This window comes from Nocardia testacea NBRC 100365 (genome assembly GCF_000308775.1).
Lineage (GTDB): Bacteria > Actinomycetota > Actinomycetes > Mycobacteriales > Mycobacteriaceae > Nocardia > Nocardia testacea.
On the sequence record NZ_BAGJ01000135.1, the window covers coordinates 129799 to 156432 of the forward strand.

The 26634-nt window shown below is 70.8% G+C and carries 17 protein-coding genes; 5 read left to right on the forward strand and 12 right to left on the reverse strand.

All coding sequences use genetic code 11. The features are described from left to right. Positions 1-176: 176 nt before the first annotated feature. From ON38_RS19060 to ON38_RS19070, 3 genes are all read right to left on the reverse strand, one after another. Entirely contained in the window at positions 177-1592 is a 1416-nt protein-coding gene (locus tag ON38_RS19060; RefSeq protein ID WP_039826205.1) for a zinc-dependent metalloprotease, read from the reverse strand. Positions 1593-1795: 203 nt separating this feature from the next. Continuing rightward, complete coding sequence (gene nudC / locus ON38_RS19065; RefSeq protein ID WP_039826207.1) at positions 1796-2725, reverse strand: NAD(+) diphosphatase; 930 nt, start codon at positions 2723-2725, stop codon at positions 1796-1798. 40 nt (positions 2726-2765) lie between these two features. Beyond that, positions 2766-3830 (reverse strand): potassium channel family protein, encoded by a 1065-nt coding sequence (locus ON38_RS19070; RefSeq protein ID WP_039826208.1) that lies wholly within the window; start codon positions 3828-3830, stop codon positions 2766-2768. Positions 3831-3964: 134 nt separating this feature from the next. Between ON38_RS19070 and ON38_RS19075 the strand changes: the two genes are divergently transcribed. After that, on the forward strand, positions 3965-4378 hold the full coding sequence (locus ON38_RS19075; protein WP_051164963.1) for a DoxX family protein: 414 nt from the start codon (positions 3965-3967) through the stop codon (positions 4376-4378). A gap of 149 nt (positions 4379-4527) precedes the next feature. On the opposite strand, the gene ON38_RS19080 is transcribed toward ON38_RS19075, so the two are convergent. Both ON38_RS19080 and ON38_RS37565 read right to left on the reverse strand, forming a co-directional pair. Continuing rightward, positions 4528-7890, reverse strand: a complete 3363-nt coding sequence (locus tag ON38_RS19080; protein WP_039826209.1) for an ATP-dependent helicase — start codon at positions 7888-7890, stop codon at positions 4528-4530. Next, the gene (locus tag ON38_RS37565; protein WP_245564105.1) at positions 7887-12191 is read right to left on the reverse strand and encodes a PD-(D/E)XK nuclease family protein; all 4305 of its coding nucleotides are present in this window, start codon (positions 12189-12191) and stop codon (positions 7887-7889) included. The genes ON38_RS19080 and ON38_RS37565 overlap by 4 nt, the downstream gene beginning before the upstream one ends. 93 nt (positions 12192-12284) lie before the next feature. Between ON38_RS37565 and ON38_RS19090 the strand changes: the two genes are divergently transcribed. After that, a complete protein-coding gene (locus tag ON38_RS19090; protein ID WP_039826238.1) occupies positions 12285-13061 on the forward strand; it encodes an alpha/beta hydrolase in 777 nt (258 codons plus the stop codon). Beyond that, the gene (locus ON38_RS19095; protein ID WP_039826210.1) at positions 13061-13357 is read left to right on the forward strand and encodes an MGMT family protein; all 297 of its coding nucleotides are present in this window, start codon (positions 13061-13063) and stop codon (positions 13355-13357) included. Before ON38_RS19090 ends, ON38_RS19095 begins: the two co-directional genes overlap by 1 nt. A 17-nt stretch (positions 13358-13374) precedes the next feature. Here the strand turns inward: ON38_RS19095 and ON38_RS19100 are convergent, their stop codons facing one another. Both ON38_RS19100 and ON38_RS35010 read right to left on the reverse strand, forming a co-directional pair. Next, positions 13375-14166: an amino acid ABC transporter ATP-binding protein gene (locus tag ON38_RS19100; protein WP_039826211.1), complete on the reverse strand. Its 792-nt coding sequence runs from the start codon at positions 14164-14166 to the stop codon at positions 13375-13377. Then, positions 14163-15641 carry an ABC transporter substrate-binding protein/permease gene (locus tag ON38_RS35010; protein WP_083872814.1) on the reverse strand — a complete coding sequence of 493 codons (1479 nt, stop codon included), beginning with the start codon at positions 15639-15641 and terminating at the stop codon, positions 14163-14165. The genes ON38_RS19100 and ON38_RS35010 overlap by 4 nt, the downstream gene beginning before the upstream one ends. A gap of 164 nt (positions 15642-15805) precedes the next feature. Between ON38_RS35010 and ON38_RS19110 the strand changes: the two genes are divergently transcribed. Beyond that, entirely contained in the window at positions 15806-17596 is a 1791-nt protein-coding gene (locus ON38_RS19110) for an NTP transferase domain-containing protein (protein WP_039826212.1), read from the forward strand. A gap of 228 nt (positions 17597-17824) precedes the next feature. Here ON38_RS19110 and narI read toward each other — a convergent pair whose 3' ends face one another. The 4 genes from narI to ON38_RS19135 form a co-directional block, all read right to left on the reverse strand. Beyond that, the gene (narI, locus tag ON38_RS19120) at positions 17825-18565 is read right to left on the reverse strand and encodes a respiratory nitrate reductase subunit gamma (protein WP_039826214.1); all 741 of its coding nucleotides are present in this window, start codon (positions 18563-18565) and stop codon (positions 17825-17827) included. Between the two features lie 58 nt (positions 18566-18623). Beyond that, positions 18624-19304 carry a nitrate reductase molybdenum cofactor assembly chaperone gene (gene narJ / locus ON38_RS19125; RefSeq protein ID WP_039826215.1) on the reverse strand — a complete coding sequence of 227 codons (681 nt, stop codon included), beginning with the start codon at positions 19302-19304 and terminating at the stop codon, positions 18624-18626. Positions 19305-19365: 61 nt separating this feature from the next. Next, positions 19366-21207 carry a nitrate reductase subunit beta gene (narH, locus tag ON38_RS19130; protein ID WP_083872816.1) on the reverse strand — a complete coding sequence of 614 codons (1842 nt, stop codon included), beginning with the start codon at positions 21205-21207 and terminating at the stop codon, positions 19366-19368. Positions 21208-21327: 120 nt separating this feature from the next. After that, complete coding sequence (locus ON38_RS19135) at positions 21328-25065, reverse strand: nitrate reductase subunit alpha (RefSeq protein WP_039826216.1); 3738 nt, start codon at positions 25063-25065, stop codon at positions 21328-21330. A gap of 442 nt (positions 25066-25507) precedes the next feature. On the opposite strand from ON38_RS19135, the gene ON38_RS19140 reads away from it, so the two are divergent. Further along, positions 25508-26251 (forward strand): chymotrypsin family serine protease, encoded by a 744-nt coding sequence (locus tag ON38_RS19140; RefSeq protein WP_039826217.1) that lies wholly within the window; start codon positions 25508-25510, stop codon positions 26249-26251. Between the two features lie 104 nt (positions 26252-26355). Here the strand turns inward: ON38_RS19140 and ON38_RS19145 are convergent. Beyond that, the coding region (locus ON38_RS19145; RefSeq protein ID WP_039826218.1) for a CbiX/SirB N-terminal domain-containing protein at positions 26356-26634 on the reverse strand (279 nt) is incomplete at its 5' end.

Here is a 26634-nt window from a genome sequence, read left to right on the forward strand (position 1 = left end):
AGTATGCGAGTCCCGATGCGGCGCAATGGGTTCGCGCACCGGGTTGTCCACAGGTTTTCGCCCTGTGGACAACTGCGTTTCCCGAGGTGAGCGGGTGTCCGTGACGGCCCGCGCGGATACGCGCGGAAATTCGTGCGAAACAGGCCCCGGAAGCCGCCGCCGGGGCCTGTCGGTCGCTACTTCTTACCGGACTCCGGATCCTCCGGGTCGGTATCGGGGCGCTGCTCGCCGCCCTCGTCCTCGGTCTTCGCCGCCTCACGTTCGGCGGCCTCGGTGGCGGCCAGCTGCGCGAGCGGATCGTCGAACGCGCCCGCGCCGCCGCCGATCACCGAATCGATGAATCCGGCGGGCGCGTCGAGGTCGGCGGCGTCGGGCAGCAGGTCGGGATGCGCCCACACGCCGTCACGTGCGTCGATACCGGCGTCGTCGGTGAGCCGCTGCCACAGGGTGGCGGCCTCGCGCAGTTTGCGCGGGCGCAACTCCAGACCGACCAGGGTGGCGAAGGTCTGTTCGGCGGGACCACCGGTGGCCCGGCGCCGGCGCAGGGTTTCGGCGAGCGCGCCCGCGCCCGGCAGCCGATCGCCCACCGCCGCGGCCACCACCACCTGGACCCAGCCCTCGATCAGGGCGAGCAGTGTTTCCAGCCGGTCCAGCGCCTGTTTCTGCTCGGGCGTGGTCTGCGGCTCGAAACTGCCCTGAGCGAGGATCTCCTCGAGTTTGGACGGATCGGTGAGCGCGGACGGGTCGAGATTGCGGGCGGCGTCCTCGAGGGCGGAGAAATCCATGGTGATCCCGCGCGCGTAGTCCTCGACGGCGCCGAGTACCTGCTGACGCAACCAGGGCACATGGACGAACAGCCGCTGATGGGCGACCTCGCGGGCGGCGAGGAACACCATGATCTCGCTCTCCGGCTGCTCGAGTCCCTCGCTGAACTCCGAGATGGCGGTCGGCAGCAGGGCGGCGGTACCCGCCGGGCCCAGCGGCAGACCGATATCGGTGCCGGTCAGCACCTCCTTGGCCAGCTGTCCCAGCGCTTGGCCGAGCTGGGAGCCGAAGGCGAGCCCGCCCATCTGCCCGAGCATCCCCATCATGGGGCCGGCCATCTCGCGGGCCTCCTCGGGCAGCCCGGCGGTCCACATACCGGAGATCTGCTGCGCCACCGGATCGCACAGTCGCTGCCAGGTGGGCAGGGTTTTCTCGATCCAATCGTTGGCGGTCCAGGCGACGGTGCTCGTCGCACCGGCCGGGAAGGTGGTCGCGTCGTCGAGCCACAGTTCGGCCAGATGCGCGGCATCGGCGACCGCGGCGGCGGTACCGCTGGACACGGGCGGGACGGTTTTCCCGAGCTGCTGGCGGGCCAGTCGCTTGGCGACGTCGTAGTTGACCGGGCCGCCGCCCCCACCGGACATACCCTGGCCCATACCGCTGAGCATCTGGCCCAGCGAGGACAGCATCTGGCCCAGTGCCGCCGGATCGAAACCGGCGCCGCCGGCACCGAAACCGAAGGGGTCGTTACCGCCGCCGCCCGGTTTGTCGCCGCGGCCGCGATCGTCGTCGTCGCCGTGCGAGAAGCCGAACGGGAGGTCGCTCATTCCGCCTCACCCGCCGGCATAGCGTCCGGGTGGTGTCCGGGGAGCGCGCGCGAGCCGTTGTCGGGCGCTTCGTGAAGCTGCATGTCGTCCATAGTAGGCGCGGCGAACCGCCCGGTCCGCCTCCCTGGACGGTCTTCGCGCTGGGTGAACATCGCGACGCGGGGCAAGCCGGGTATCGGTCCGGCCCGGACCTGCCGAACCTCTCAGCCGGCGGCGACCCAGGATTCCACGATCGTCCGGGCGATCGAGATCGAGCCGGGCAGCAGCAGCCGCGCTCCGCCGGCCGGGGCGGCCTCGCCCTCCTCGGGCCGGCTCCGCCAGCCGCCCGCCGCCAGCGCCGCGCGCACCTCGTCGCGGGTGAACCAGTGCGCCTCGGCGATCTCGCCGTCGCTGAAGACCAGCGGCTGCGCCGGGTCGGCCTGGGCGCAGAACCCGAGCATGAGCGAGCGTGGGAACGGCCAGGGCTGGCTGCCGAGGTACTCGATATCGCGCACGTCGAGCCCGACCTCCTCGCGCATCTCCCGCTCGACACACCGTTCCAGCGACTCCCCCGCCTCCACGAATCCGGCCAGCAGGGAGAACATCGTCTCCGGCCACGTCGCCTGCCGGCCCAGCAGGACCCGGTCACCGCCGTCGTGGATGAGACAGATCACGGCGGGGTCGGTCCGCGGAAAGTCCTCGCGCCCGTCCTCGGCCACCCGGGACCAGCCGCCCTTGGCCGGCATCGTCGGCGAGCCGTCGAGCCCGTGGTACGCGGCACTGGCATGCCAGTTGATCAGCGCGAGCGCGGTGGACAGCACCCCGGCGGTGAAATCGTCGATCGAGGCGTCGGAGAGCCGGCGCAGATCCTTCAGGTCGCCGGTGAGCGCATTGTCGTGCACGGCCCACAGGTGCACTCCGTCCTGGACACCCAGGAACACGGCATCGGGACTCGGTTCGGGCGCCAGCTCGAGGGCGGCTTCCCAGACCAGCGCCCCCGACTCGTATCGCACCGCGCCGCGCGGACCCACCCGGAGCAGCCGGGCGGTGGCCCAGCCCTCCTTCAGCGATGGCTCGTCGGTGCGCAGATGATCGGCTCGGTCGAGCGCCGAACGGGACAGCAGCGGGATCTGGTTGAGCTGGAAGAGGGCCACATTTCGAGAGTATCGCGACCCGATAACGGCCGCGGCACGGTCAGCGGGCGCGGCGGATGTAGAGGAGTTTGTCCCCCGACTCCAGCGCGTCGACCGCGGGCTCGCCGACCCGCACCAGTTCACCGTCGCGCACGACGCCGAGCACGATATCGCTGAGATGCCGCGGCGATCCGCCGACCTCACCGGGTTCGACCTCGCGTTCGGCCACCGCGAAACCGTGCTCCGGGGTGAGCAGATCCTCCATCATCTCCACCACACTCGGCGTGGTGGTGGCGATTCCGAGCAGCCGGCCCGTGGTCTCCGAGGACACCACCACCGAATCGGCGCCGGACTGCCGCAGCAGATGGGTGTTCTCCGATTCCCGGATGGAGGCGACGATCTTGGCCTTCTTGGTGAGTTCCCGGGCGGTGAGGGTGACCAGGACCGCGGTGTCGTCGCGGTTGGTGGCCACGATGACCGAGGCCGCGTTCTGCACACCCGCCAGTCGCAGCACATCGGACTGGGTGGCCGATCCGTGCACGGTGACCAGCCCGGCGGTCGAGGCCGCCTCCAGGCTCACCGCGTCGGTGTCGACGACGACGATATCGGCGGGCTGCACGCCGTCACCGAGCATGGCGTCGATAGCGGTGCGGCCCTTGGTGCCGTACCCGACGACGACGGTGTGATTACGCACGGTGCGCCTCCAACGCTGGATCTTCAAGGCCTGGCGGGAACGTTCGGTGAGTACCGCCAGTGTGGTGCCGACCAGGACGATGAGGAACAGCACTCGCAATGGCGTGATGACGAAGATGTTCACCAGGCGGGCCGACGGAGTGACCGGGGTGATGTCGCCGTATCCAGTGGTGGACAGCGAAACGGTCGCGTAGTAGAACGCGTCCAGCAGGGTCACCGAATCGTCGGCGCCGTCCCGATAGCCGTCGCGGCCGAGGTACACCACGATCGAGGCGGCACACAGCAACCCGATCGCGAAGAGCACCCGCCGGGTCAGCGAGATCCACGGGCTGTTCTGGACCTCCGGAATACGGAGGAGCCCCACCAGGGCGAAATCCGGTGGTCCGGCCGCGCCGCGGGCCCGGCTCCCGAGATCGGCGAACCGCGAACTCACCGGCGACGCCTCTCACCGATCCGGTCGTCACACGCACCGGTCACTGTCAGTCCCTCCGACACAGCTCGGGAGCCTACCCCGTCGCCCGCCGTCACGTCGGGCACCCGCTCACGGCGGGTATCTATGGTGGTGCCATGGCAGATATCACCCCGGCGAGCGCACCGGATTCCGGTCGCACCCCGGCGCTTCGACTGGCCGCGCTGCTCCTCGGCGCCGGCGTCCTGCATTTCGTGGCCCCCAAACCGTTCGATTCGATCGTCCCCCCGCAGTTGCCCGGAAAGGCACGGTCCTACACCTATTGGTCCGGAGTGGCGGAAATCGGTGTGGGGACCGCGCTGCTGATCCCCCGGACCCGGCGGCTGGGCGGCCGGCTGGCCGCGCTGCTTTTCGTCGCGGTGTTCCCGGCCAATATCCAGTTCGCCGCGGATTCGGTGCGCAACCCGAAGGCACCGTCGATCCTGAAGGCGGTCTCGGTGCTGCGGTTGCCGCTGCAGTGGCCGATGATCACCAGCGCGCTGGCGGTGAGCCGCCGGGCCGCCCAGGACTGACGACCGGCCGAACGGGCGGTGGTCGAGGTACTGCCGAACCCACCGGCCGGCAACCGGGCGAGACCCCGGCGCGCGAGCTTCCGTCCCCACCGGCCGGCAACCGCCCGGCCCGAAACACCGGCGAGCAGCGCCGGGGTGCGGCGGGGCTGCTATCTCTCGTCTCCGTCCCGGCGGGTCGAATCGGTGAGCAACGCGACCAGTTCCTCCGGGCCCGGCAGGCGCTCGGGCGCTACCGTGCGACCGCTGCGCACGTAGTGGAAGGCGGCGCCGATCCGGTCGAGCATCCGCTGTTCGGTCTCCCCGGTACGCGCCGCCTGCAGCCGCGCCCACGCCAGCCGGTAGACCGCCAGCTGCATCGCCACCGCGGCTTCGTCGGCCGGGCCGGGTTCGGCGCCGGTCTTCCAGTCCACGACGGTCCAGCCGCCGCCGGGTTCGGCGAACACCGCGTCCATCCGGCCCCGGATCACCACTCCGGCGATGGTGGTCTCGAACGGTACTTCGATCTCCACCGGGCGGCGCGCCGACCACGGTGAGGACAGGAAGGCGTCCTGCATCCGGGCCAGTTCGGCGTCCGCGGCCGCGCCCGCGTCGGCCGCGCCGGGCAGATCGTCGAAACCGGGTAGCTGGTCGGTGGCGAACCAGCGCTGCACCCAGGCGTGGAAGGCGGTGCCGCGGCGGGCCAGCGGATTGGGCGGATAGGGCAGGGGGCGGCGCAGCCGGGCGGCGAGCCGATCCGGGTCGGCGCGCATCTCGACCAGCGCCGTCGCCGGAAGCTGAGTGGGCAGTTCGACCTCGGCCGCGGCGGCCGCGCCGGCCCGGTATTCGGCGAGCAACGCGTCCACATCCGCGATCCAGCCGTCGGGATCGTCACCGGTTTCGAGCGCTTCCGCGCCGGCGGCGAATTCCGCCAGCGCCGAGTGGACCAGCGCTGCCCCCGCTTCGATATCGGCGCGCCGGGCGCCGAGCGGATCGCCGGGCCAGGCAGCGGTCATCGGAGTGGCCGCCAGCGGATTCGGTTCGCCGGGTTCGGGATCGGCCGCCCAGCACGCGATCTCCACCCCGCTGCCGGGTTGTTCGGCGGCGGCTTTCACCTCGAGCAAGAATGCCGACGGGCCTTTGGGCTTGTCGCCGGTCTCGGGCCAGTGGTGCGCGGAGACCAGCAGGACGCGCTCGGTTCGAGTGAGCGCGACATAGAACAGCCGGCGGTCCTCGTCGAGCCGGCGTCGCGCCAGCGCTTCCTTGTGCGCGGTGAGACCGCGCTGTAACTCCGCCCGGTCGGTGACATCGGACAGATCGAGAACCGGGACCCCGTCCGGGGATTCCGCGGTGGCCCGGTCACCGCGCAACGAGGTGGGTAGTTCGGCCAGCGCGCCGAGCCAGGTATTCACCCCCCGGGTGGACGGGAAGACGTCGCGGGTGACATGCGGTACCGCGACCACCTCCCATTCCAGCCCCTTGGCGGCGTGCACGGTGAGCACCTGGACCCGGTCCGGGGCGACCTCCACCTCGCCGGGTTCCAGGCCGTTCTCCACCGATTCGGCGGCGGTGAGGAAGGCGAGCAGCCCGCCGAGGGTGGCGCCGGTGTCGTTCGCGAATCCGGCGACCACTTCGGCGAAGGCGTCCAGGTGTTCGCGTCCGGCGCCGGACCCCGCGAGCGCGCGCCGAGCCTGGCTCTCGACGCCGACCCCGATGGTGCGTTCCACATCGGCGACCAGTTCGGTGAGCGGCTGGGCCGCCCGTTCGCGCAGCATCGCCAGTTCCCGTCCCAGCGCGGTGATCCGCCGGTATCCGGCGGCCGAATAGCGGTCCGCCGGGCCGGGATCGGCGAGGGCGTCGGCCAGGCCGGCCCGCTCGGCGGGTTCGGGGGCCACCTCGTGCAGGGCCGCCGCCAGAGTCGTGGAGTCGGTGATATCGCCACCGGGGTCGCGGGTGATGGACAGTTCCCGGGCCCGCCGGGCCAGCGCGGCCAGATCGGCGCTGCCGATCCGCCAGCGGGCGCCGGTGAGGATCCGCACCGCGGCACTGCCGGCGGCCGGGTCGGCGATGAGGCGCAGGGTGGCGACGATATCGGCGACCTCCGGTGTCGAGAGCAACCCGCCCAATCCGACGATCTCGACCGGCAACCCCTGGCCCCGCAGCTCTTCGGCGAGTTCGGCGGCATCGGCGTTGCGGCGGATCAGCACCGCGGAGGTGGGCGGCGGCCGGTCCGCGTCCCGGGCCGCCGTCCAGTGCGCGGCGATCCGTTCGGCGATCCATCGGCGTTCGCTCGCGACGGTATCGGTCAGCGCCAGCGCGACGGCACCCGGTTCCGCACCGGGTTTCGGGCGCAGCGGGTCGACCGTGACCCCGCCGCTGTCCCGGGCCCCCGCGCGCAGTGGTTCGACGACCATATTCGCCAGATCCAGCGCCTCGGGCGGATTGCGCCAGCTGGTGAGCAGCGGCAGCACCGGCGCCGCGATACCGGGCGCGACCGGGAAATCGGTGGTGAAGCGCGGGAGGTTGGCGGCCGAGGCACCGCGCCAGCCGTAGATGGACTGCATGGGATCGCCGACCGCCGTCACCGAGAGCTCGCGCGGCCGGGCGCCGCGTCGCGCCGGGTAACCGGCACCGAACAGCGCGGACAGCAGGATGCGCTGGGCGTGGCCGGTGTCCTGGTATTCGTCCAGCAGCACCAGCCGGAAGCGGGCGCGTTCGGCGGTGGCGACCTCGGGGTGCTCGGCGGCCAGACGCGCCGCCAGCGACATCTGGGCGCCGAAATCCAGGGCGCCGCGCTGATGCAGTGTCTCTCGCAGCTGCTGGACCAGCGGCAGCAGCGCCACCCGCTCGCGCTGGGCGCGCAGGATCGACAGCAGCTCTTTGTTCGGCCCGCCGCGCTGCCGCGGACCGGGCGGCAGGGTGTGTACGAGTTTCTCCAGCTCGGTGTGTGCCTCGGCGAGTTCCTCCGGTTCCACCAGATGTTCGGCCAGCTGCCCGGACAGTGCCAGTACCGCCTCGGTGACCGTCAGCGGTGAACGCTCGGTGTCGAGGTCGCCGTCCCAGCCGCGCACCACCTGGTGGGCCAGCTGCCACAGCTGGGTCTCGGTGAGCAGCGCCGCCGACGGCTCCACCGGCAGCAGCAGGCCGTGTTCGCTCAGCAGCCGGCCGGCGTAGGAGTGGTAGGTACTGATCTCCGGTTCCGCACCGGCCAGGGTGGCACGCAGTTCGCCGGAGGGGTCGAGATCGCGCAGCAACCGGGATCCGGCAAGCCGGGCCAGCCGCGTACGGATCCGGGCGGTGAGCTGCTGGGCGGCCTTGCGGGTGAAGGTCAGCCCCAGCACCTCCTCCGGCGTGACCAGCCGGTTGGCCACCATCCAGACCACCCGGGCCGCCATGGTCTCGGTCTTGCCCGCGCCCGCCCCGGCCACCACCAGCGCCGGGCCGGGCGGCGCGGCGATCACCGCGGCCTGTTCCGCGGTCGGCGGCGGGAGCCCGAGTGCGTCGGCCAGCTGTTCCGGCGAGACCCGGGCGCTCACTCGTCGGTCACCTGGCGCCCGGCGTCCTGCACCGGGCAACTGTTCTTCACGGCGCAGTGCCGGCAGCCCTCGTTGCGGATCGCCAGGAAACCGGGTCCCTCGGTGCTCGCGGCCGCGGCGTGGATGGTCTCGCGCCAGGTCTCCAGCGCTTCGGCGTCCAGCGCGGGCTGGATCCGCTCCTTCGCCACTCCGCCGGCCGCCGGCAGACCGACGTACACCAGCCGTGCCCCGCCGGGTTCGGGATCGCCGGCGCTCTCCTCCAGGGCGCCCGCCGCGGCGGCGACCTGGTAGGTCGCCAGCTGCGCGTGCTGGGCGGCGTCGGCTTCGCTGACCGGGTTCTTCCCCGTCTTCACATCGACGATGACGAACCGGCCCTGGGCGTCCCGTTCCAGCCGGTCGATGCGGCCGCGGATGCGGACCTCGGGCATCTCGTCGCCGGTACCGGGCAGCACACAGTCGACCGGTACCTCGATTCCGGCCTGGGTGAGTTCGCCGCGGGTGGTGCGCACCCAGGCGACGAACGCGTCCAGCATGGCCTCGGTGCGGCGCAGTTCCTGCCGGGAGTACCAGCTGGTTTCGGGATCGATCGTGGACCAGCTGCGGGCCAGTTCGGCGCGCACCTGGTCCAGCGGGACCCGGCCGGCCAGCGCCTGGACCAGCGTGTGCACCAGGGTTCCCTTGACCGCGTAGGGATTCTCGCCATCGGATCCACCGTTGCGTTCCAGTGCCCACCGCAGCGGACAGGTCCGCAGCAGCTCCACCGTCGAGGGCGACAGCGCGATCGGGGCGTCGTCGTCCCACAGCGTCTCGGTGGAGCTGAGTTCGGGCACCCCGTACCAGTCGTCGGGCGCGGTACCGGGGATCCCGGCCAGCGCAAGCCGGGCCAGTTGCCGGGCGGCGCGCCGGCGGCGTTCGTCTCCGGCGCCGGGATCGCAGACCGCCGCGCGTAGTTCGGCGATCAGCGCGTGCAGGGCCAGGACCCGGCCGGGTTCGGCGATGGGAAGCGCACCGGGTTCCCCGCCGGTGTCGCCGCCGAGCAGTTCGGCGAGGAACCGGGAAGGCACCAGATCACGTTCTCCGGTCACCGATTCCACCGCGGTCACCAGCAGCGACCGGCGGGCCCGGCTGCACGCGACGAACAGCAGCCGCCGTTCCTCGGCCAGGATCGGCGCGGCGCGGCTGACCCGTTCGGTGATACCGGCGACCTCATCCACCAGATCCTCGGTGTGCAGCAGTGTTCCGCGCGGGCGGGGATCCGGCCAGATCCCCTCCTGCACCCCGGCGACCGCGACGACCTCCCATTCCCGGCCGGCCGCCGCGTGGGCGCTCAGCAGATCCACTGCCTCCTCGCGCTGCGCTCGCACGACTCGGTCCTGCGGGATCTGCTGCTGGAGCATGTATTCGACGAAACCCTCGATGGTCGCGCCCGGCAGGCGGTCGGTGTAGGCGGCCGCGGCGTCGAACAGCGCGACCGCGGCATCGAGATCGCGGTCGGCCTGCATACCCGCCGCTCCCCCGCGCCGGGACTGCGCCAGCCAGCGCCGCTCCAGCCGCGACCCGGTCCACAGCGCCCACAGCACGTCCTCGAGGCCGCCGCCCGCGCGCCGGACCCGGCGGGCACTGTCCAGGGCACGGGCCGCCCGCGCGAGCGGGGCGAGCTCGACCTCGGTGAGGCCGGCCACGATCCGGTCGTCACCGGCGCCGAGCAGGAGGTCGCGCAGCACCTCCACCGAAGGCCGGTCCGGACCGGAGCCGCCGGGGCCCGGTCGCCCGGGGTCGGCGCCCGGTCCGCCGGTGGGGGACCGCGGATCTGTTCGGGGAGCGCCGGATTCGACGACGACCTCGCCCGGGACCGGCCCGATCGACTCCCGTCCGGAACCGGGCGATCCACCCGGTTTTCCGGGATCGGTGCTCGGGTCGCCGGCGGAGCCCCCTGGATTTTCCTGGTAGGCGCCGGAATCGGAGACACCGCCGGACCCGGCCGGTTCTCGTCCGCCGGTGCCGGTACCCGGCCCGCCCGCGCGGCCTCGTGCGTCGAATCGATCACTATCGGTTCGCGCGGGATCGGAGGCTTCCACCCCGATGGCCTCATCGGACTCGCCGGGGTACAGCTCCGGCGGGAAATCCTCTTCGTCCACGGGAGGTTCCGGCGGGAGACCGTCCCACGGGTCGTCACCGAAGCTCGCCTCCTCGAGCCCGTACCAGTCCGCGTCGGCCCGGTGCCGGCTGACATCGGCGAAGAGATCCCGGGGTGGGAACTCGTCGAGAGGGTCCTCGGCCGGGTAGGTGTCGAGGACGGGGGGTTCGCGCACCGGCTCGGGCGGGAAGTCCGGGGGCACGGCGGAGTCCGGTCCGGCAATGTGGGCAGGGCCGGAGTCCGGGGTGCCGGCAAGGTCAGGGCCCGGGGGCCCGGCAACGTTCGGGCCTGTCGCAGCGTCGAGGACCGGTCCTGAGGCACGGGCACGGCTCGCTCCCGGCACACCGCCATCGCCCGAACCCGGCACACCCGCAACGCTCGGATCCGGCACACCCCCGACGCTCGAACCCGGCGCGTCGGAAGGGTTCGGCCCCGGGGCACCGGCGGCATCCGCGGTGCGGGCGAGTTCCACCGCGGCGCGGCGGATACCACGACGCAGGCGCCGCAGGCTGATGGCGTCGGCCCCGCCGAGTGGTCCGGACAAGAGATCGAGGGCCTCGTCCGGGCCGAACAGGGATTCGGTCGAGCCGGTGCCGCGCCGGGTGGCTTCGCCGGCGAGTACCGCGCGTAGAGCCAGCAGCATCCAGGCGGCGCCGCGGCGGCGGGCCAGCGGGATATCGTTCGCGGGCTGCGCGATCGGGACCCCGGCCGCCAGCAGGGCCCGGCGCAGTGGCGGCAGCAGCAGCGGCACCGAGCGCACGATCACCGCCATCTGGGACCAGGGCACGCCCTCGGTGAGATGCGCGCGGCGCAGATGGTCGGCGATCAGCGACGCTTCCTTGGCCGGGCTGCCGAGCACCCGCACCCGCACCTCCGCCGGGACAGGCGGTCCGGCACCGGGATCCGAGGGCAGGTCACCGCGTTCCGCGGGCCCCAGATCGGCCCGGATGGTGCGATGCGGGACGCGCCCGGGTAGCCGCGACGCGATCCGGGCGGTGGCGGTGACGATCGCCGGACCGGACCGGTGGTTGTCGTAGAGGACGATGCGCCGCCCCGCCGGAGAGTCCTCGGTGAGGAACCGTGAATCGGCGCCGCGGAAGGTGTACACGGCCTGGTCGGGATCACCGGCGATCACCGTGGTCCCGGCTCCGGCCGCCAGCACCCGCACCAGCAGGGCCGCCTGCGGGTCCAGATGCTGGGCGTCGTCGACAAGCAGACAGCGCAACCGGGCCCGTTCGGCCGCCAGCAGTTCGGGGTCGGCGGCCAGTGCGTCCAGGGCGGCGCCGACGAGTTCGGCCGCGTTCAGGGCGGGCGCCGACGCCTCGGGCGCGGCCACCCCGACCGACCAGCGCAGCAGCATCGCCTGTTCGTAGCGGAGCGCGAAACCGCCGGCCGCGACCCAGTCGGGCCGGTCCCGGCGCCGGCCGAGCTCGATCAGGTCCTCCGGGCCCAGCCCGCGTTCGGTGGCCCGCAGCATCAGGTCGCGCAGTTCGTCGGCGAACCCGGTCAGGCCCAATGCGGGCTGGAGCCGCCGTGGCCACAGGTCACCGGCTCCGGCGGCGATATCGGCCAGATCGCCGCGCAGCATCTCGCGCAGCACCGCGTCCTGCTCGGCACCGGTGAGCAGCCGCGGCGGCGGATTTCCGTACCGCGCGGCCTGCCGGCGCAGGATCCCGAAAGCATAGGAGTGGACCGTGCGGGCCATCGGCTCCCGGGACGCACCGGCGGCACCGGGTACGGCGGAGGATGGGCGAACCGGCTCGGGGAGCGCGAACAGCGGATCGGCCGCCGGCTCGGCGGCGCGTGCCGCCGCGTCCGTGGACGGGGCGCCCGTGATCGCCGGAGCGCACACCGCCCAGTTGTCGAGCCGCTCGGTGAGCGCGTCCCGCGCGGTCGCGGCCGCCTGTTTGGAATGGGTGAGCAGCAGCACCGATTCCGGATCCGCACCGCCGGCGAGCCGCGTCGCGGCCAGATCGATCAGCAGGGCGGTCTTGCCGGTACCGGGGCCGCCGAGTACGCGCCAGACCCGGTCCGGGTCCGGTTGCGCGGCGGTAGCCGGCGGCGGGGCGGCGAACAGCGCGCCGATATCGGCTCCCCAGGTCCGAGCCCGGGGAGCCGCCGCTTTCCGGCGCACCAGCCGCACCGGCTTATCCGAACGCACCACGACGGCTATTGCAACAGACGGGGCCGACACCGCCGGTACCACGTCGGAACCGCACCCGCCACGGTGTCGGGGCGCTCGGATAAGAATGTCATCGTGTCCACACTGCATGTTCACCGTTTCGGCCCGGCGACCGGCCCGGTACTGCTGGCCCTGCACGGCCTGACCGGCCACGGCAGACGCTGGGAGGCGCTGGCCACCGAGTTCCTGCCCGATATCCGGGTGATCGCTCCCGACCTGCGCGGACACGGCCGTTCCACCGCACTGCCGCCCTGGGATCTGGAAACGATCGTCGCCGATCTGGTGGCGTTGATCACCGCCGAAACCGAGGAGCCGGTACTGGTGGCCGCCCACTCCTTCGGCGGTGCGTGCGCACTGCAGCTGGCCCGGCGGCATCCGGGGCTGGTCCGCGGCCTGGTACTGCTCGATCCGGCCGTCGCACTGGACCCGGCGTGGTTGCACGAGATCGCCGAGGCCACCCTCGGCTCGCCCGATTACACCGATGCGGACGAGGCCCGGATGGACAAACTCGCGACCGGCTGGGGCGCGGTCGCACCGGAGCTGCTGCGCGCCGAACTCGACGAGCACCTGGTGCCCGCCGCGGGCGGCCGGATGCGCTGGCGGGTGGATACGGCGGCGCTCATCGCGTACTGGGGTCAGCTCGCGCGTGAGCTGGTACTTCCCGAGCCCGGTCTGCCGACCGTGCTGGTCCGGGCCACGAAAGTGGATCCGCCGTTCGTCACCCCCGAGCTCCGCACCGCCCTGGCCGACCGGCTCGGCGCGGCACTGACCGTGCACGAATGGGATTGCGAGCATATGGTCGCCCAGATCCTGCCGCGCGAGACCGCGGCGCTGATCCGGGCCGCGTTCTGATGGTCACCAGCGACGAACAGATCGAACGCGTCCGCGAACTGGTCGCGGCGATTCCGCCGGGCCGGGTCGCGACCTACGGCGATATCGCCGCGGCGGCCGGACTGTCCACCCCGCGGACCGTGGGCTGGATCATGCGCACCGATGCCGCCGATCTGCCCTGGCACCGGGTGCTGGGCGCCTCGGGCCGCCCGGCGGCCCACCTCGCCGACCGGCAGCTGCGGCTGCTCGCGGCCGAGGGCGTACCCGTTACCGACGGCCGGGTCACGCTGCGTACCGCCCGTCATCGGTTCGACTGAACCGGCCCGCCGCGCGATCAGCCGGGCTCGAGCACACGGTGCAGGAAGCGCCGCGTCCGCTCTTCCCGGGGCTCACCGATCACCTGGTCCGCCGGGCCCCGCTCGACGATGACGCCCTCGTCGAGGAACAGCACCTGATCGGCCACCTGCCGGGCGAACCGGATTTCGTGGGTGACGATCACCATCGTCCAGTCCTGGGTGGCCAGCTCCTTGATCACCGCGAGAACCTCACCGACCAGTTCGGGGTCCAGCGCGGAGGTCGGTTCGTCGAACAGCACCACTCGCGGTTTCAGGGCCAGGGCCCGCGCGATCCCGACCCGCTGCTGCTGGCCACCGGAGAGCTGGAACGGGTAGGCGTCGGCCCGGTCGGCCAGACCCACCTGCGCGAGCAGGGTCCGCGCCTCGGCGACCGCCTCCTCCCGGGGCCGCCGCTGGGCGGCGACCGGTCCTTCGATGATGTTCTCCAGCACCGTGCGGTGCGGGAAGAGGTTGTGCGACTGGAAGACCATCCCGCTCTGGGCGCGCAACCGGTTCGCTTCCCGGCGCCCCGCCCGGCCGCGGGGCAGCCGGGCGAAATCGATTTCCACATCGTCGATGCCGACGACTCCCCGCTCCGGGATGTCCAGCGCGTTCAGTGACCGCAGCACGGTGGTCTTGCCCGATCCCGAAGGCCCCAGCAGGACCGTCGAGGTCCCTCGCCGCGCTTCGAAGTCGATACCGCGCAGCACCCGCCGGTCGCCGAAGGACTTCTCCAGGCCGTGTACCCGGATCCGGGCCGGTCCGGTGTTCTGGTCAGCGGTGTCGGTCATTTGGCCACATACCTGTCGAGTCGGGTCTCCAGTCGTTTCTGACCGGCGGACAGCGCCACGCAGATCACCCAGTAGTACAGCGCGGCGAATGTGTAGAGCGCGAGGAATTCATTGCTCTCGGCCGCCGCGAGCTGGGCTTCACGGAACAGTTCGGTCAGGAGCACCACCGAGCCCAGCGAGGTGTCCTTGAGCAGCGAGAGCAAGGTGTTGGACAGCGGCGGCACCGCGGTCCGGGTCGCCTGCGGGAGGACGATACGGCGCAGCGTCTGCGCGTAGTCGAGGCCGACGGTGGCCGCCGCCTCGAACTGCCCCTTCGGCACGGACAGAATCGCCGAGCGGATCACCTCGGCCGCGTAACCGGCCACATTGAGACTGAACGCGATGACGGCCGCCAGGAACGGATCGAACTTCAACCCGATCTGGGGCAGCCCGTAGAACACGATGAACAGCTGGACCAGCAGCGGCGTACCGCGAATGATCGAGACGAACGCACGGGCCGGGCCGGCCAGGACCCGGTAGGAGGAGATTCGCGCGAGCGCGACCAGCAGTGCGAGCACCAGCCCGATCGCGAAACTCAGCGCGGTCAGCGGGATCGTCACCTTCACCAGCCCGACGAACATGGGCCACGCCGCCGCGCGCAGCACCTCCCAGGTGTCGCGGTGGCCGCGCCCCTCGGACAGGTCGGCGCTGCCGCCGTCGGGGACCGAGACATCGGCCCGGAAGTATTTCTGCGAGATGGCGGTGAGCGTCCCGTCGGCGGCCAGTGCGGCGATCGCCCGGTTCGCCTGGTCGAGCAGGGCCGAGTCGTTCTTGCGGAAGGTGAGGACCTGTTCGCTGGTCTCCGACCCGGCGTCACCGGCGATCTCGATATCCGTCGACCCGGTACTGGCCAGATAGTCGAGCACGGCGATGTTGTCGTTGACGATCGCGTCGACCCGGCCCTGGGTGAGCAGCGCCGCCGCCTGCGTGAACCCTTCGACCGCTTCGACGTCGGCACCGGCATCGCGCGCCACCCGGGCCCAGTTGCTGGTGCTCGATTGGGCGGTGGTCCGGCCGGCCAGATCGTCCAGGGTCCGGATGCGCTCGTCGCCGGTGCGCCGGACGAGCACACCGTGCGAATAGGTGTAGGTATCGGAGAGACCGTATTTCGCCCGGCGTTCGTCGTTCACCGAGACCTGGTTGGCGATGACGTCGATCCGGCCGGAATCCAGTGCGGGGAAGATCGCGTCCCACTGTGTCTCGACGAATTCGAGATCCCAGCCCGCCCGCTCGGCGATCGCCTCGATCACCTCGATGTCGTAACCGGTCAGCTGGCGGCTGCGCGGATCGTGGAACGAGAACGGCGGATAGGTGCCCTCGGTGCCGACCCGGACCACCGGCCGGTCGGGATCCTGTGCCGTCGCCACGCCCACCTGCGTGGCCCCGGCGAGCACCAGCAGCAGGGACAACAGTATCCCCCGGAGCACTTGTCGCATCGGCGACCCCCTCGTTTCGGACGGAACCGGAATCCGGCCCTCCGGAGGGAGGGTAGTGCGGTCCGGGTCCCGGCGCCGCGCGGCCGGTCCTCCCACCGGCCCGGAACGCCCGGCGGCGGCGCCTCCGGCGGACCATCGTCCCAGACGGCGAATAGCATGACCTCATGCCGAATTCTCCGCTGGCCCCGGACGTGATCGTGCTCGCCGGGGGGCGGGCCAGCCGTATGGGCGGTGTCGACAAACCGGGCCTCGTGGTCGGCGGGCGGTCCATGCTGGAGACGGCACTGGCCGCGGTGGCCTCCCTGGGGCGGACGGTCGTGGTGGGGCCGCCGCGCCCCGAACTCGCCGCCCATATAGTGCAGACCCGGGAGCCGGAGCCCGGCTCGGGCCCGGTCGCGGCGGTGGCCGCCGGCCTGGCCGCACTCGGTGCCGAACCCGCTTCCCGGATCGTCGTCCTCGCCGCGGACCTCCCGTTCCTCACCGACGCGGTGATCGGTGAACTGGTACGGCAGAGTGCCGATTTCGACGCGGTGTTCGCCGCCGACCCTTCCGGTCGTCCTCAGTATCTGATCGGTGTGTGGCGGACCGAGCCGCTCGCGGCCCGGCTCGCCGAACTCGACAGCGTGCTCAACCAGCCGATGAAAGCCCTGGTTCCGCGTCGCACGAATATCGTGGCGCTGCCCGGGGTGGACGACTGCGATACCCCCGGCGAGATCGCCGCCGCCCGCAGCGCTCTCGGCCACCGGGCCATGGGTGAATCCGCGCCGCCCGCCTCCCGGGCCGACGCCGCGGCGGTATCACTCGACCGGGCCCGGGAGCTGCTGCGTACCGGCTTGTCCCGACTCCCGGAACGAGTGGCGGATCTGCACGCGGTGCGCGGGGCCGCCCTCGCCGCACCGCTCGCCGCCGCCGAGGCGCTGCCCCGCTTCGATGTCTCGGCCATGGACGGGTACGCCGTCGCCGGGGACGGCCCCTGGGAGCTGCGCGCCGATATCGGTTTCGCCGGCGGGCAGCGACCCGACGGGTTGCGTCCGGGCGAAGCTGTGCGAATCGCCACCGGCGCCCAGGTCCCGGAGGGCACCGCCCGGGTGCTACGCGACGAATTCGCCCGGGTCTCCGGCGACCGCGTATTGCACCGGCTCCCGGAGACCCCGGTGCGCTCCGATATCCGCCGGCGCGGCGAGGACCGCGCTCCCGGCGACGAGATCGCACCGGCCGGTACCGCGGTGACCCCCGCGCTCGTCTCGGCCGCCGCGGCCGTGGAGGTCACCACCGCCACGGTCCGCGGCCCTGTCCGCGCTCGTATCGTCATGACCGGTGACGAGATCCGCAGCAGCGGACCACTGCAGGCCGGGCAGACCCGTGATTCGATCGGCCCGATCCTGCCCGAGCTACTCGCCGCGCAGGGCGTCGCGGTATTCGACCGGGTGCATCTGCGCGATACCGCCCACGGTTTCGACCAGGTCCTGGCCACCGCGGCCGATTGCGATCTACTGGTCGTGGTCGGGGCCACCGGTGGCGGCGCGGCCGATCAGCTACGCGGTGCCCTCGACCGCTGCGAGGCCCGGTTCCTGGTGTCCCGGCTCGCCCTGCGTCCGGGCGGCTCCACCGTGGTGGCCGAACTATCCTCCGGCACCACGGTTCTCGGCCTACCCGGCAACCCCTACGCCGCGATCGCGACCCTGCTCGCCCTGGTGCCCGTGATCGTCGCCGGCCGTACCGGCGCCCCCGAGCCCCGGCGGGCCCGCGGACCGCTGCGCAATGCGGGTGAGATCTCCGGCCCGGTGGCGCGGATCGTGCCCGCCCGGTACGCGACACAGCCCGGCGGCGGCTGGGTGGGCGATCCGTCGATCCGCACCGCCCACCTCGGTGGACTGATCGACCGCGACGGCCTGGTCGTCGTACCCGCGGGGGCCCACGACGACGACCACGTCGAGTTCATCCCGCTGGTATAGGTGGAGTCACCCGATGCCGATCACACCGGCGCGCTCCGACCGCGCGGCCCGCTCCGACGACTCGAACCGAGCACGGCGGCTTCTCCCGACCGCATCGGCGTGAACCGGCCGGGCGGCGGCTCGCTGTGACCGGCGCTGCTCGCTACCGACCGACATGCCGGTTCCGACCGACGCCGGCCGGTCCGGCCGGCCCGGCACCACGACCGCGCTGTCGAGTGGGAGCCGGGTTCAGCTCCAGTGGTCGGGGGTGACCGGCGCGTCCCAGGCGCGGGCGTAGCGGCGTGTGTCCGGACCCGCCACCTCCTTGCTGCGGTACACCACATACGGCCGGACCAGGTAGCCGACCGGGGCGGAGAACATATGCACCAGCCGGGTGTACGGCCACGCCGCGAGCAGGACGAGCACGAACAGGCCGTGCGCCTGGAACGTCCACGGCGTGCCGACCATGAGTTCGGGTTGCGGGCTCGCGGTGAACAGACTGCGGAACCACGGGGACACGGTTTCCCGATAGTTGTACGTGCCCCACAACAGATTGCTGCCCACGGTATTGAGCAGACCGGTGATCAGGGCACCGCCGAGCAGGAAGTACATGAACTTGTCGTTGGCCGTGGTCGCCTTGCGGACCGCCGGGACGGTGAACCTGCGGTAGAGCAGGATGCCGATACCGGTGAGCACCATCAGCCCGGCCACCGTGCCCGCGCTCACCGCGACCAGGTGGTACATGTGCTCGCTGATACCCACCGCCGCGGTCCAGGATTCGGGGATCAGCACACCGAGCACATGGCCGAAGAACACCCCGAGCATGCCGAAGTGGAACAGCGGGCTACCCATCCGCAGCAGGCGGGATTCGTAGATTTGCGAGGACCGGGTGGTCCAGCCGAACTGGTCGGTGCGGAAACGCCAGATATGGCCGAGCACGAAGGAGGTGAACGCTACATAGGGCAGGGTCAGCCACAGGGTGGAGTTCATCAGGTTCTCCTCGAAGCGGGTGCACAGCGGAAGTCGCGGCGTCGGCGGAGGTATCGCCTCATCGGCGGCCCTCCGAGTGCTCGGGCATGGCCGGGTCCAGGGCGAAGGGTTCGAGCCCGACTTCTTCCTCCGGCGGTCCCTGGGCGGCGAGTTCGGCGATCCGGCGCCGATCCGCCGTGGTGGGCGGGGCCAGGGTGGCGACGACCGCGGCCAGCACCGACGCGTACGGGGAGTCGCTGTCGGCCAGCGACAGCCGCAGCAGTTCCAGTACCGGCACATGTTCGCCGAGCAGGCGTTCGCCGCCGATCGGATCCACGGTGGCCGCGAATTCGAGCACGACGGGCAGATGGTCGGGCAGTTCGGTATCGCCGAGTTCCACCCCGGCGTGCCGATAGGCGTGTTTGAAACGCAACAGCGCCATCCCCCGCTTCCGGGTGTCGCCGTAGGCGTAGAAGGTCAGGTGCAGGCTCGCACGGCGCCGCATATCGAAGGTTTCGACATAGCGTGCGGCCAGTTCGAGTTCGGGGGTGGCGCGCACGTGATCGCAGAAATCCCGCAGCCGGGTCCGCACCGGCTCCGGTAGTTCGCCGATGGCCGCCTCGATCTCCTCCAGCGTCGCGCGGAGCCCGCTACCGGGATAGTCCAGCAGCAGCGCGGCCGTGCGCCAGACGACCCGGCGGTCCCGTTCGCTCATCGCCAGTGCCGGTTCGGCCCGGCGGCGGAGTTTCAGCAGCGCCATCGGTTGTTCCTCGGAGCAGGTTCATGAGATCCGCGGCCGGAGCGGAGGCGGAGGTACCGGATCATCGCCGGACCTCCGTCGCTGCGGGGGACGCCGCGTCATCGTTGGCCGATACGCCGGGATGGTTTTCGCTCGGTCCGCCGGAGCTGTCGGTGCGGTTGTGGTCACGCTCGCCGGCTCCATTCGCCGCCCGCCCGCTCGCGCCGTGTCCGTTCGCCGCCCGTCGGTTCGAGCGGTGTGCGTTCGCCTCTCGGCGCGCGCTGTGGCCGCCCGTGCCGTCCTCGTTCGCCGCGGCGTTCGAGCCGCTCGCACCGGCGGGCACCAGTCCGTCGGTGCTCCGTCCGTCCCAGTTCAGCAGGTTGATCCGGCCGGTCTTCGCCTCCGGCGCGGCGCCGTTGGTGTCGGTGAGATGGAATTTCTCCACCATCTCGTCGAACGCGGTCATCCCCGGACCCCCGTCGTTGTCCAGACTGCATCCGGTGGCCAGTGAATCCAGCTCGTGGGCCCGCGCACTCGCGCCGGTGGGGATCACATAGCGGTGTTCGTATTTCGCGATGGCCAGCAGCCGGTACATGGCTTCGATCTCCTCGGGCTCCAGCCGCACCGAGGGGGCGATGGCCGGATCGGGTTCCTGACCGAGGTTGATCGAGCGCATGAACGCGCGCATGCCGGCCAGCCGCTGGAGCGCCGCCCGCACCGGGCCGACCTCACCGGCGGTGAACAGTTCGGCCAGGTACTCCACCGGGATCCGCAACGCGTCGATCGCGCCGAAGAGGTTCGCGTGGTCCTCACCGTCGTGGCCGGTCTCCGCCAATACGTCCACCACCGGCGACAGCGGCGGGACATACCAGACCATCGGCATGGTGCGGTACTCCGGATGCAGCGGCAGCGCGATCTGGTAGTCGACGATGAGCCGGTAGACCGGTGAATTCTGCGCGGCCTGAATCCATTCCGGTGAGATACCGGCGCGTTCGGCTTCGGCGACGACCCGTGGGTCGTGCGGGTTCAGGAAGACCCCGAGCTGGCTGGGGTACAGGTCCTTGTCCTCGGTGACCGACGCCGCCGCGAGCACCGCGTCGGCGTCGTAGAGCATCACGCCGATATAGCGCAGCCGTCCGACGCAGGTTTCCGAGCACACCGTCGGGATACCGACCTCCACCCGCGGATAGCAGAAGGTGCACTTCTCGGCTTTGCCGGTCTTGTGGTTGAAGTAGATCTTCTTGTAGGGGCAGCCGGTCGTGCACTGCCGCCAGCCGCGGCATTTGTCCTGGTCCACCAGGACGATCCCGTCCTCGGACCGTTTGTAGATCGCCCCGGACGGGCACGCGGCCGCGCACGACGGATTGAGGCAGTGCTCGCAGATCCGCGGCAGATAGAACATGAAGGTCTTGTCGAATTCGAGCTTCACCTGTTCGGAGACCCGGGCCAGCAGCGGGTCCCGGCCGACCTGATCGGGCCCCGAGCCGAGATCGTCGTCCCAGTTGGCACCCCAGGTGACCTTCGTATCATCTCCGGTGATCAGCGATTTCGGCCGCGCCACCGGAGTGGTGTCGATGGCCGGGGAGGACAGCAGATTGTCGTACTCGTAGCTCCAGGGCTCGTAGTAGTCCTCGATGGTCGGCAGGTCGGGGTTGGCGAAGATGTTCAGCAGCCGTTTCAGCCGCGAGCCCGATTTCAGTGTGAGCCGGCCGCGTCGGTCGAGTGTCCAGCCGCCCTTCCACTTCTCCTGGTCCTCGTACTGCCGCGGATAGCCCTGGCCGGGCCGGGTCTCCACATTGTTGAACCAGACATACTCGGTCCCGCCGCGGTTGGTCCACGCCTGTTTACAGGTGACCGAACAGGTGTGGCAGCCGATGCACTTGTCGAGGTTCATGACCATGGCCATTTGCGCCATCACTCGCATATCTTGTCCTCCGGGGTCGCGGTCGGCTCGTGGTGGCGGCGCATCGGTGTTTCTTTCGACGTGATCGGGAGCGCTACGTGATTACGCTGCGCTACCGCCTCCGCGCTCGACCCGATCACGTCAGTACTCCACCTGCTGGCTGCGGCGGCGGATGGTGGTGACCTCGTCGCGCTGATTACCGGTCGGGCCGTGGTAGTTCAGCGCGAACGACTGCTGGGCGTAACCGCCGATCAGATGGGTGGGCTTGATCATGATCCGGGTGAGCGCGTTGTGGATACCGCCGCGTTTGCCCTTGCCGGTGAAGGTTTTGCCCGCCGCGGCGGTGCCCTCGATCCGCGGGACATCCACGGCCCGGTCCTGCGCGTGGTACATGAATACGGTGCCCTCGGGCATCCGGTGCGAGACGATGGCGCGGGCCACCACCACCCCGTTGCGGTTGATCGCCTCGATCCAGTCGTTGTCGGCCACCCCGATCTTGGCGGCGTCCTTCTCCGACATCCAGATGGTCTGGCCGCCGCGCGAGAGGGTCAGCATGTGCAGGTTGTCCTGGTAGGCCGAGTGGATCGACCATTTGGAGTGCGGGGTCAGGTATCGCACGGTGACGCCGCCGTCACCGATATCGCCGACGGCGGGTTCGGCGAACAGCGCGGTCATGTCCAGGGGCGGCCGGAAGGTCGGCAGCTGTTCGCCGAGCTCGATCATCCAGTCGTGGTCGAGATAGAAGTGCTGGCGGCCGGTGAGCGTATGCCACGGTTTGAGCCGTTCGGTATTGATGGTGAACGGCGAATAGCGGCGCCCGCCGGTTTCGCTGCCCGACCACTCCGGTGAGGTGATCACCGGCACCGGCCGTGCCTGCGTATCGGCGAAAGTGATCCGCTTACCCTCGTGTTCGGCCGCCAGATCGGCGAGTTCGGTGCCGGTGCGGCGTTCCAGTGCCTGGAAACCCGCCACCGCGAGCCGCCCGTTGGTGGTGCCGGACAGCGCCAGGATCGCCTCGGCGGCATGTTTGTCCGCGGCCAGCGAAGGCCGGCCCTGCGCCACCCCCGACACCACGGTCCCGTTCACTCCGGCCAGGTATTCCACCTCGGCGCCGGGATGGGTGGTGACGCCCTTGACGGTGAGTCCGAGGGTCTCCACCAGCGGCCCCAGCGCGGCCATCTTCTCCGCGATCTTCGAATAGTCCCGTTCGACGACCACCAGTTTCGGCATGGTCTTGCCCGGGATCGGTTCGCATTCCCCGGCTTTCCAGTCCAGCACCCGGCCGCCGGCCTGGGCCATGGCGTCCGGTGAATCGTGCTGCAACGGCACCGCGACGATGTCCTTGCGCACCCCGAGATGCTTCTCGGCGAGCCAGGAGAAGCCGCGGGCGATGCGGTGGAATGCCTCGAAATCGGTTTTCGCCTCCCACGGCGGCGAGATGGCCGGGGTGAAGGCGTGCACGAACGGGTGCATATCCGTCGAGGACAGATCGTATTTCTCGTACCAGGTGGCGGCCGGGAGCACGATATCGGAGAACAACGTGGTACTGGTCATCCGGAAATCCAGCGAGAGCAGCAGGTCGAGCTTTCCGGTAGCGGCTTCCTCGCGCCAAACCAGTTCCTCCGGCCGCACCCCGGTGGTGTCGGTGGTCTGCAGATTGGAATCCGCGCCGAGCAGATGCCGGTGGAAGTACTCGTTGCCCTTACCGGAGGAGCCGAGCAGATTGGCCCGCCAGACGGTGAGCACGCGGGGGAAGTTCTCCGGGGCGTCGGGGTCTTCGCAGGCGAACCGCAGCGCACCGGATTTCAGTCCGTCCACCACATGGTCGGCCGCGGTCCGGCCGGCCGCTTCGGCCTCGTCGGCCAGGTCGAGCGGATTGCGGTCGAATGTCGGGTACGAGGGCATCCAGCCCAGCCGGGTCGCCAGCGCGATATTGTCCGCCGCCGTGCGGCCGGCGAACTTTCCCTTCCCCAGCGGTGAGGAGAAGGCGTCGGCGGTGAAGGGGTCGTAGCGCCACTGGTCGTTGGTCAGATACCAGAACACCGTGCCCTGCATCTGGCGCGGCGGACGCTGCCAGTCCAGCCCGAACGCGAGGGTGGACCAGCCGGTCACCGGGCGGCATTTCTCCTGACCCACGTAATGTGCCCAGCCGCCACCGTTCACCCCCTGGCAGCCGGTGAGCAGGGTGAGGGTGAAGAAGGACCGGTAGATCTGGTCGGAATGGAACCAGTGATTGGTCCCCGCGCCCATCAGGATCATGGACCGGCCACCGGAGCGGTCGGCGTTGTCGGCGAATTCCCGGGCGATCCGCCGCGCCTGCACGGCCGGGACACCGGTGACGGTTTCCTGCCAGGCGGGGGTGTAGGGCTCGGTGGCGTCGTCGTAATCGGCCGGCCAGGTGCCGGGCAGCCCCGGACGGCCCACCGCGTACTGCGCGAGCAGCAGGTCGAACACCGTGGTGACCCGTTTCCCGGCGACCGTGGCGGTCGGCACGCCGCGGGTCAGTACGCCCGGGGTGTCGGTATCGAAACGGGGGAACTGTACGGCCGCAGCATCGTCGGTGCGGCCGTACAGCGTCAGGAGTGGCTCGACACCCCCGAGATCCAGGTTCCAGCGCCCGGTGCCGTTCGCGCCGAAGCGGTCCCCCAGCGATCCGTTCGGCACCACCGGCGCGCCCTCGCCGTCGAGCAGGACGGTCCGGAACTCCGCCCCCTCGTCGGTGCGGCCGAGATCGGCGGCGGTGAGGAACTTTCCGGGCACCGCCACCCCGTCCGCGCCGTCCTCCAGCGTGATCAGGAAGGGCAGATCGGTGTACTTGCGGACATAGTCGAGGAACCGGGGTGTCTCCCGCTCGACGAAGAACTCCCGCAGCACCACATGGCCCATTGCCATGGCCAGGGCGGCATCGGTCCCCGGCCGGGCGGCGACCCATTCGTCGGCGAACTTGGTGTTGTCGGCGTAATCCGGCGAGACCACCACGACCTTCTGGCCGCGATAGCGGGCCTCGGTCATGTAGTGGGCGTCCGGTGTCCGGGTGACCGGGACATTGGACCCCCACATGATGAGGTATCCGGCGTCGAACCAGTCCGCCGATTCCGGGACATCGGTCTGGTCGCCGAACACCTGCGGCGAGGCCACCGGCAGATCCGCGTACCAGTCGTAGAACGACAGCATCGATCCGCCCAGCAGCGAGATGAACCGGGCGCCGACCGCGTGACTGACCATCGACATGGCCGGGATCGGCGAGAATCCGGCGACGCGGTCGGGTCCGTACTTCTTGATGGTGTGGACGTGGGCCGCGGCCGCGATCTCGGCGGCCTCCCACCATTCGGCGCGCACGAAACCGCCCTTGCCGCGCGCGGCCTTGTACCTGCGGGCGCGTTCGGGGTCCTCCACCAGGTCGGCCCACGCCAGTACCGGGTCCTTCAGCCTGGTCTTGGCTTCCCGGTACAGCTCCAGCAGCGTCGCCCGCACATAGGGGTACCGGACCCGGGCCGGCGAGTAGGTGTACCAGGAGAACGACGCGCCGCGCGGACAACCGCGGGGTTCGTATTCGGGTTTGTCCGAGCCGACGGACGGATAGTCGGTCTGCTGGGACTCCCAGGTGATCACCCCGTCTTTCACATAGATCTTCCAGGAGCACGACCCCGTGCAGTTCACGCCATGGGTCGAACGCACCACCTTGTCGTGCGACCAGCGGTCCCGGTAGAACTCGTCGGCGCCGCGGCCACCCACCTTGTGCACCGTGCGGTGGTCCGCGGACACCTCGCCACGCTGGAAGTACTTGCCCAGTCGCAGCAACGCGTCCCCGGCGGCCGGAGCCCCGGTGTGCCCTGCCGCGGTGGTGTGCGCCGAGCCCGGAGTACGTGAGACGACCACGACGCCCCCTTTTCTGCAAGCGGTGAAAACGGCTGATGCACCGACTGTAAAGACGCCGCCCGACCTGGCCAAACACCGTTCTCACAGTGAAAACCGCAGGTCGGTGAGCTGTGAGGTCACCGCAATCCGGTTGTCACGGCGGGCGGGTGCGTCCCGCCACGGCGGGGACCGGCCTCCTGGGAAAACACGGGCGGAAGCGGTGGAACCGGCCGCCACGCGGGCCGTTCGGGCCGCGACGGTGAAATTTCGGAAATCGCCGCTTCTCCAGTGATTTACATTTGTTTACACACGCCGGAACGGTCGCCGGCACCCGTCCGGCCTCCGTGCGTCCGCTCTTCCACGGATTGGGAAGAGCCGAACCGGCGGCATGGCGCGCGATCGTCTACGCTGACTGCCCGATCCGACCGCGTCGGCGGTCGCTCGAGCCAATTCGAGGTACGCGATGTTCAGCGTTTTCCGGCGTGGGCGCAGTCGCCGCCCCCAGTCCGTCACCGCGGCGGTGTGCGCGGTGCTCGCCGCGGCCGGTACGGCGCTGATTCCCGGGTCCACCGCGATGGCCGCACCCACCGCGGCCGCACCCACCGTGACGGTGTACCCGGGCATGGAGATCCGGCACACCGAGATAGCCGACGGGAAGGCGGTCACCACCCGCTGCACCGTGGGACTCACCGGTTCGATCGGCTCGGCCCAGTACGCGGTGACCGCCGGCCACTGCTACCACCAGGGAATCGTCACCGACAAAGTCGGCAATCCGATCGGCTGGTTCGAAACCCATCGCCCGGACGAGGGCCTGAAGTTCGGTTTCGGATTGATCCGCCTGTACGACGGGATCGGCGTCGCCGCGTCCATGGGCCGCTTCGGCCTGTCCACGGTGGATATGAAACCCCAGCTGGGACAGGAGATCTGCAAGATCGGCGCGACCACCGGCTGGACTTGCGGATCGATCACCGAGGCCAACGAGGACTGGCTCTACGCGACCAACGCGCTCGGCGCCGAAGCCGGCGATTCCGGTGGAGTGGTGTACCGGCAGACCGCCGACGGGCACGCCGCATTCGTCGGGATCCTGGTGGCCTACGACGACGCCCAGGGCCGCAGTGCCGTCGTGGAACCGGCCGCCCTCCTGTTCGACCAGATCGACCGGTACGGCCCGACTCGCGAGGACCCGTTCATCTGGTACCGGGTCTGAGCCCGCGGACCACCGGCACGCTGGGCTTCAGCGGCATTCGCCTGCGCAACGCGCGCTGACGGATCCGCCGGCCGCGACTCCTGGCGCACAGCACGGCAGCACGGTCAGCGCACTCGCTGCCGGTCCGCGTCGCGGACCGCGCTGCGGTAGCGGTCCGCGATCAGCCGCACCACCGCCGGATGCACCCCGATCGGCTCGGCCACCCCCGTCGCACCCGCCCGATGCAGCCGCTCGTGGAAAAGCCCGTGCGCGAGCAGATAGGAGGCGATGAACACCCGCTCCTGCCCGCTCTCCCGCAACTGCGCCACGACCTCGGGAACACGGGGCGTCCCGGTGGCGACATAGGCGGTGCGCACCGGCGTCGCGAGCTGGGCGGTGAGCAT

What these genes read in the sequence shown, in the direction of transcription:
- ON38_RS19140 (WP_039826217.1), top strand. Translation starts at nt 25,508, where the DNA reads ATGTTCAGCGTTTTCCGGCGTGGGCGCAGTCGCCGCCCCCAGTCCGTC.
- ON38_RS19075 (WP_051164963.1), top strand. Translation starts at nt 3,965, where the DNA reads ATGGCAGATATCACCCCGGCGAGCGCACCGGATTCCGGTCGCACCCCG.
- ON38_RS19100 (WP_039826211.1), bottom strand. Translation starts at nt 14,166, where the DNA reads ATGACCGACACCGCTGACCAGAACACCGGACCGGCCCGGATCCGGGTA.
- ON38_RS19110 (WP_039826212.1), top strand. Translation starts at nt 15,806, where the DNA reads ATGCCGAATTCTCCGCTGGCCCCGGACGTGATCGTGCTCGCCGGGGGG.
- narI (WP_039826214.1), bottom strand. Translation starts at nt 18,565, where the DNA reads ATGAACTCCACCCTGTGGCTGACCCTGCCCTATGTAGCGTTCACCTCC.
- narJ (WP_039826215.1), bottom strand. Translation starts at nt 19,304, where the DNA reads ATGGCGCTGCTGAAACTCCGCCGCCGGGCCGAACCGGCACTGGCGATG.
- ON38_RS19060 (WP_039826205.1), bottom strand. Translation starts at nt 1,592, where the DNA reads ATGAGCGACCTCCCGTTCGGCTTCTCGCACGGCGACGACGACGATCGC.
- narH (WP_083872816.1), bottom strand. Translation starts at nt 21,207, where the DNA reads ATGCGAGTGATGGCGCAAATGGCCATGGTCATGAACCTCGACAAGTGC.
- ON38_RS19095 (WP_039826210.1), top strand. Translation starts at nt 13,061, where the DNA reads ATGGTCACCAGCGACGAACAGATCGAACGCGTCCGCGAACTGGTCGCG.
- ON38_RS35010 (WP_083872814.1), bottom strand. Translation starts at nt 15,641, where the DNA reads ATGCGACAAGTGCTCCGGGGGATACTGTTGTCCCTGCTGCTGGTGCTC.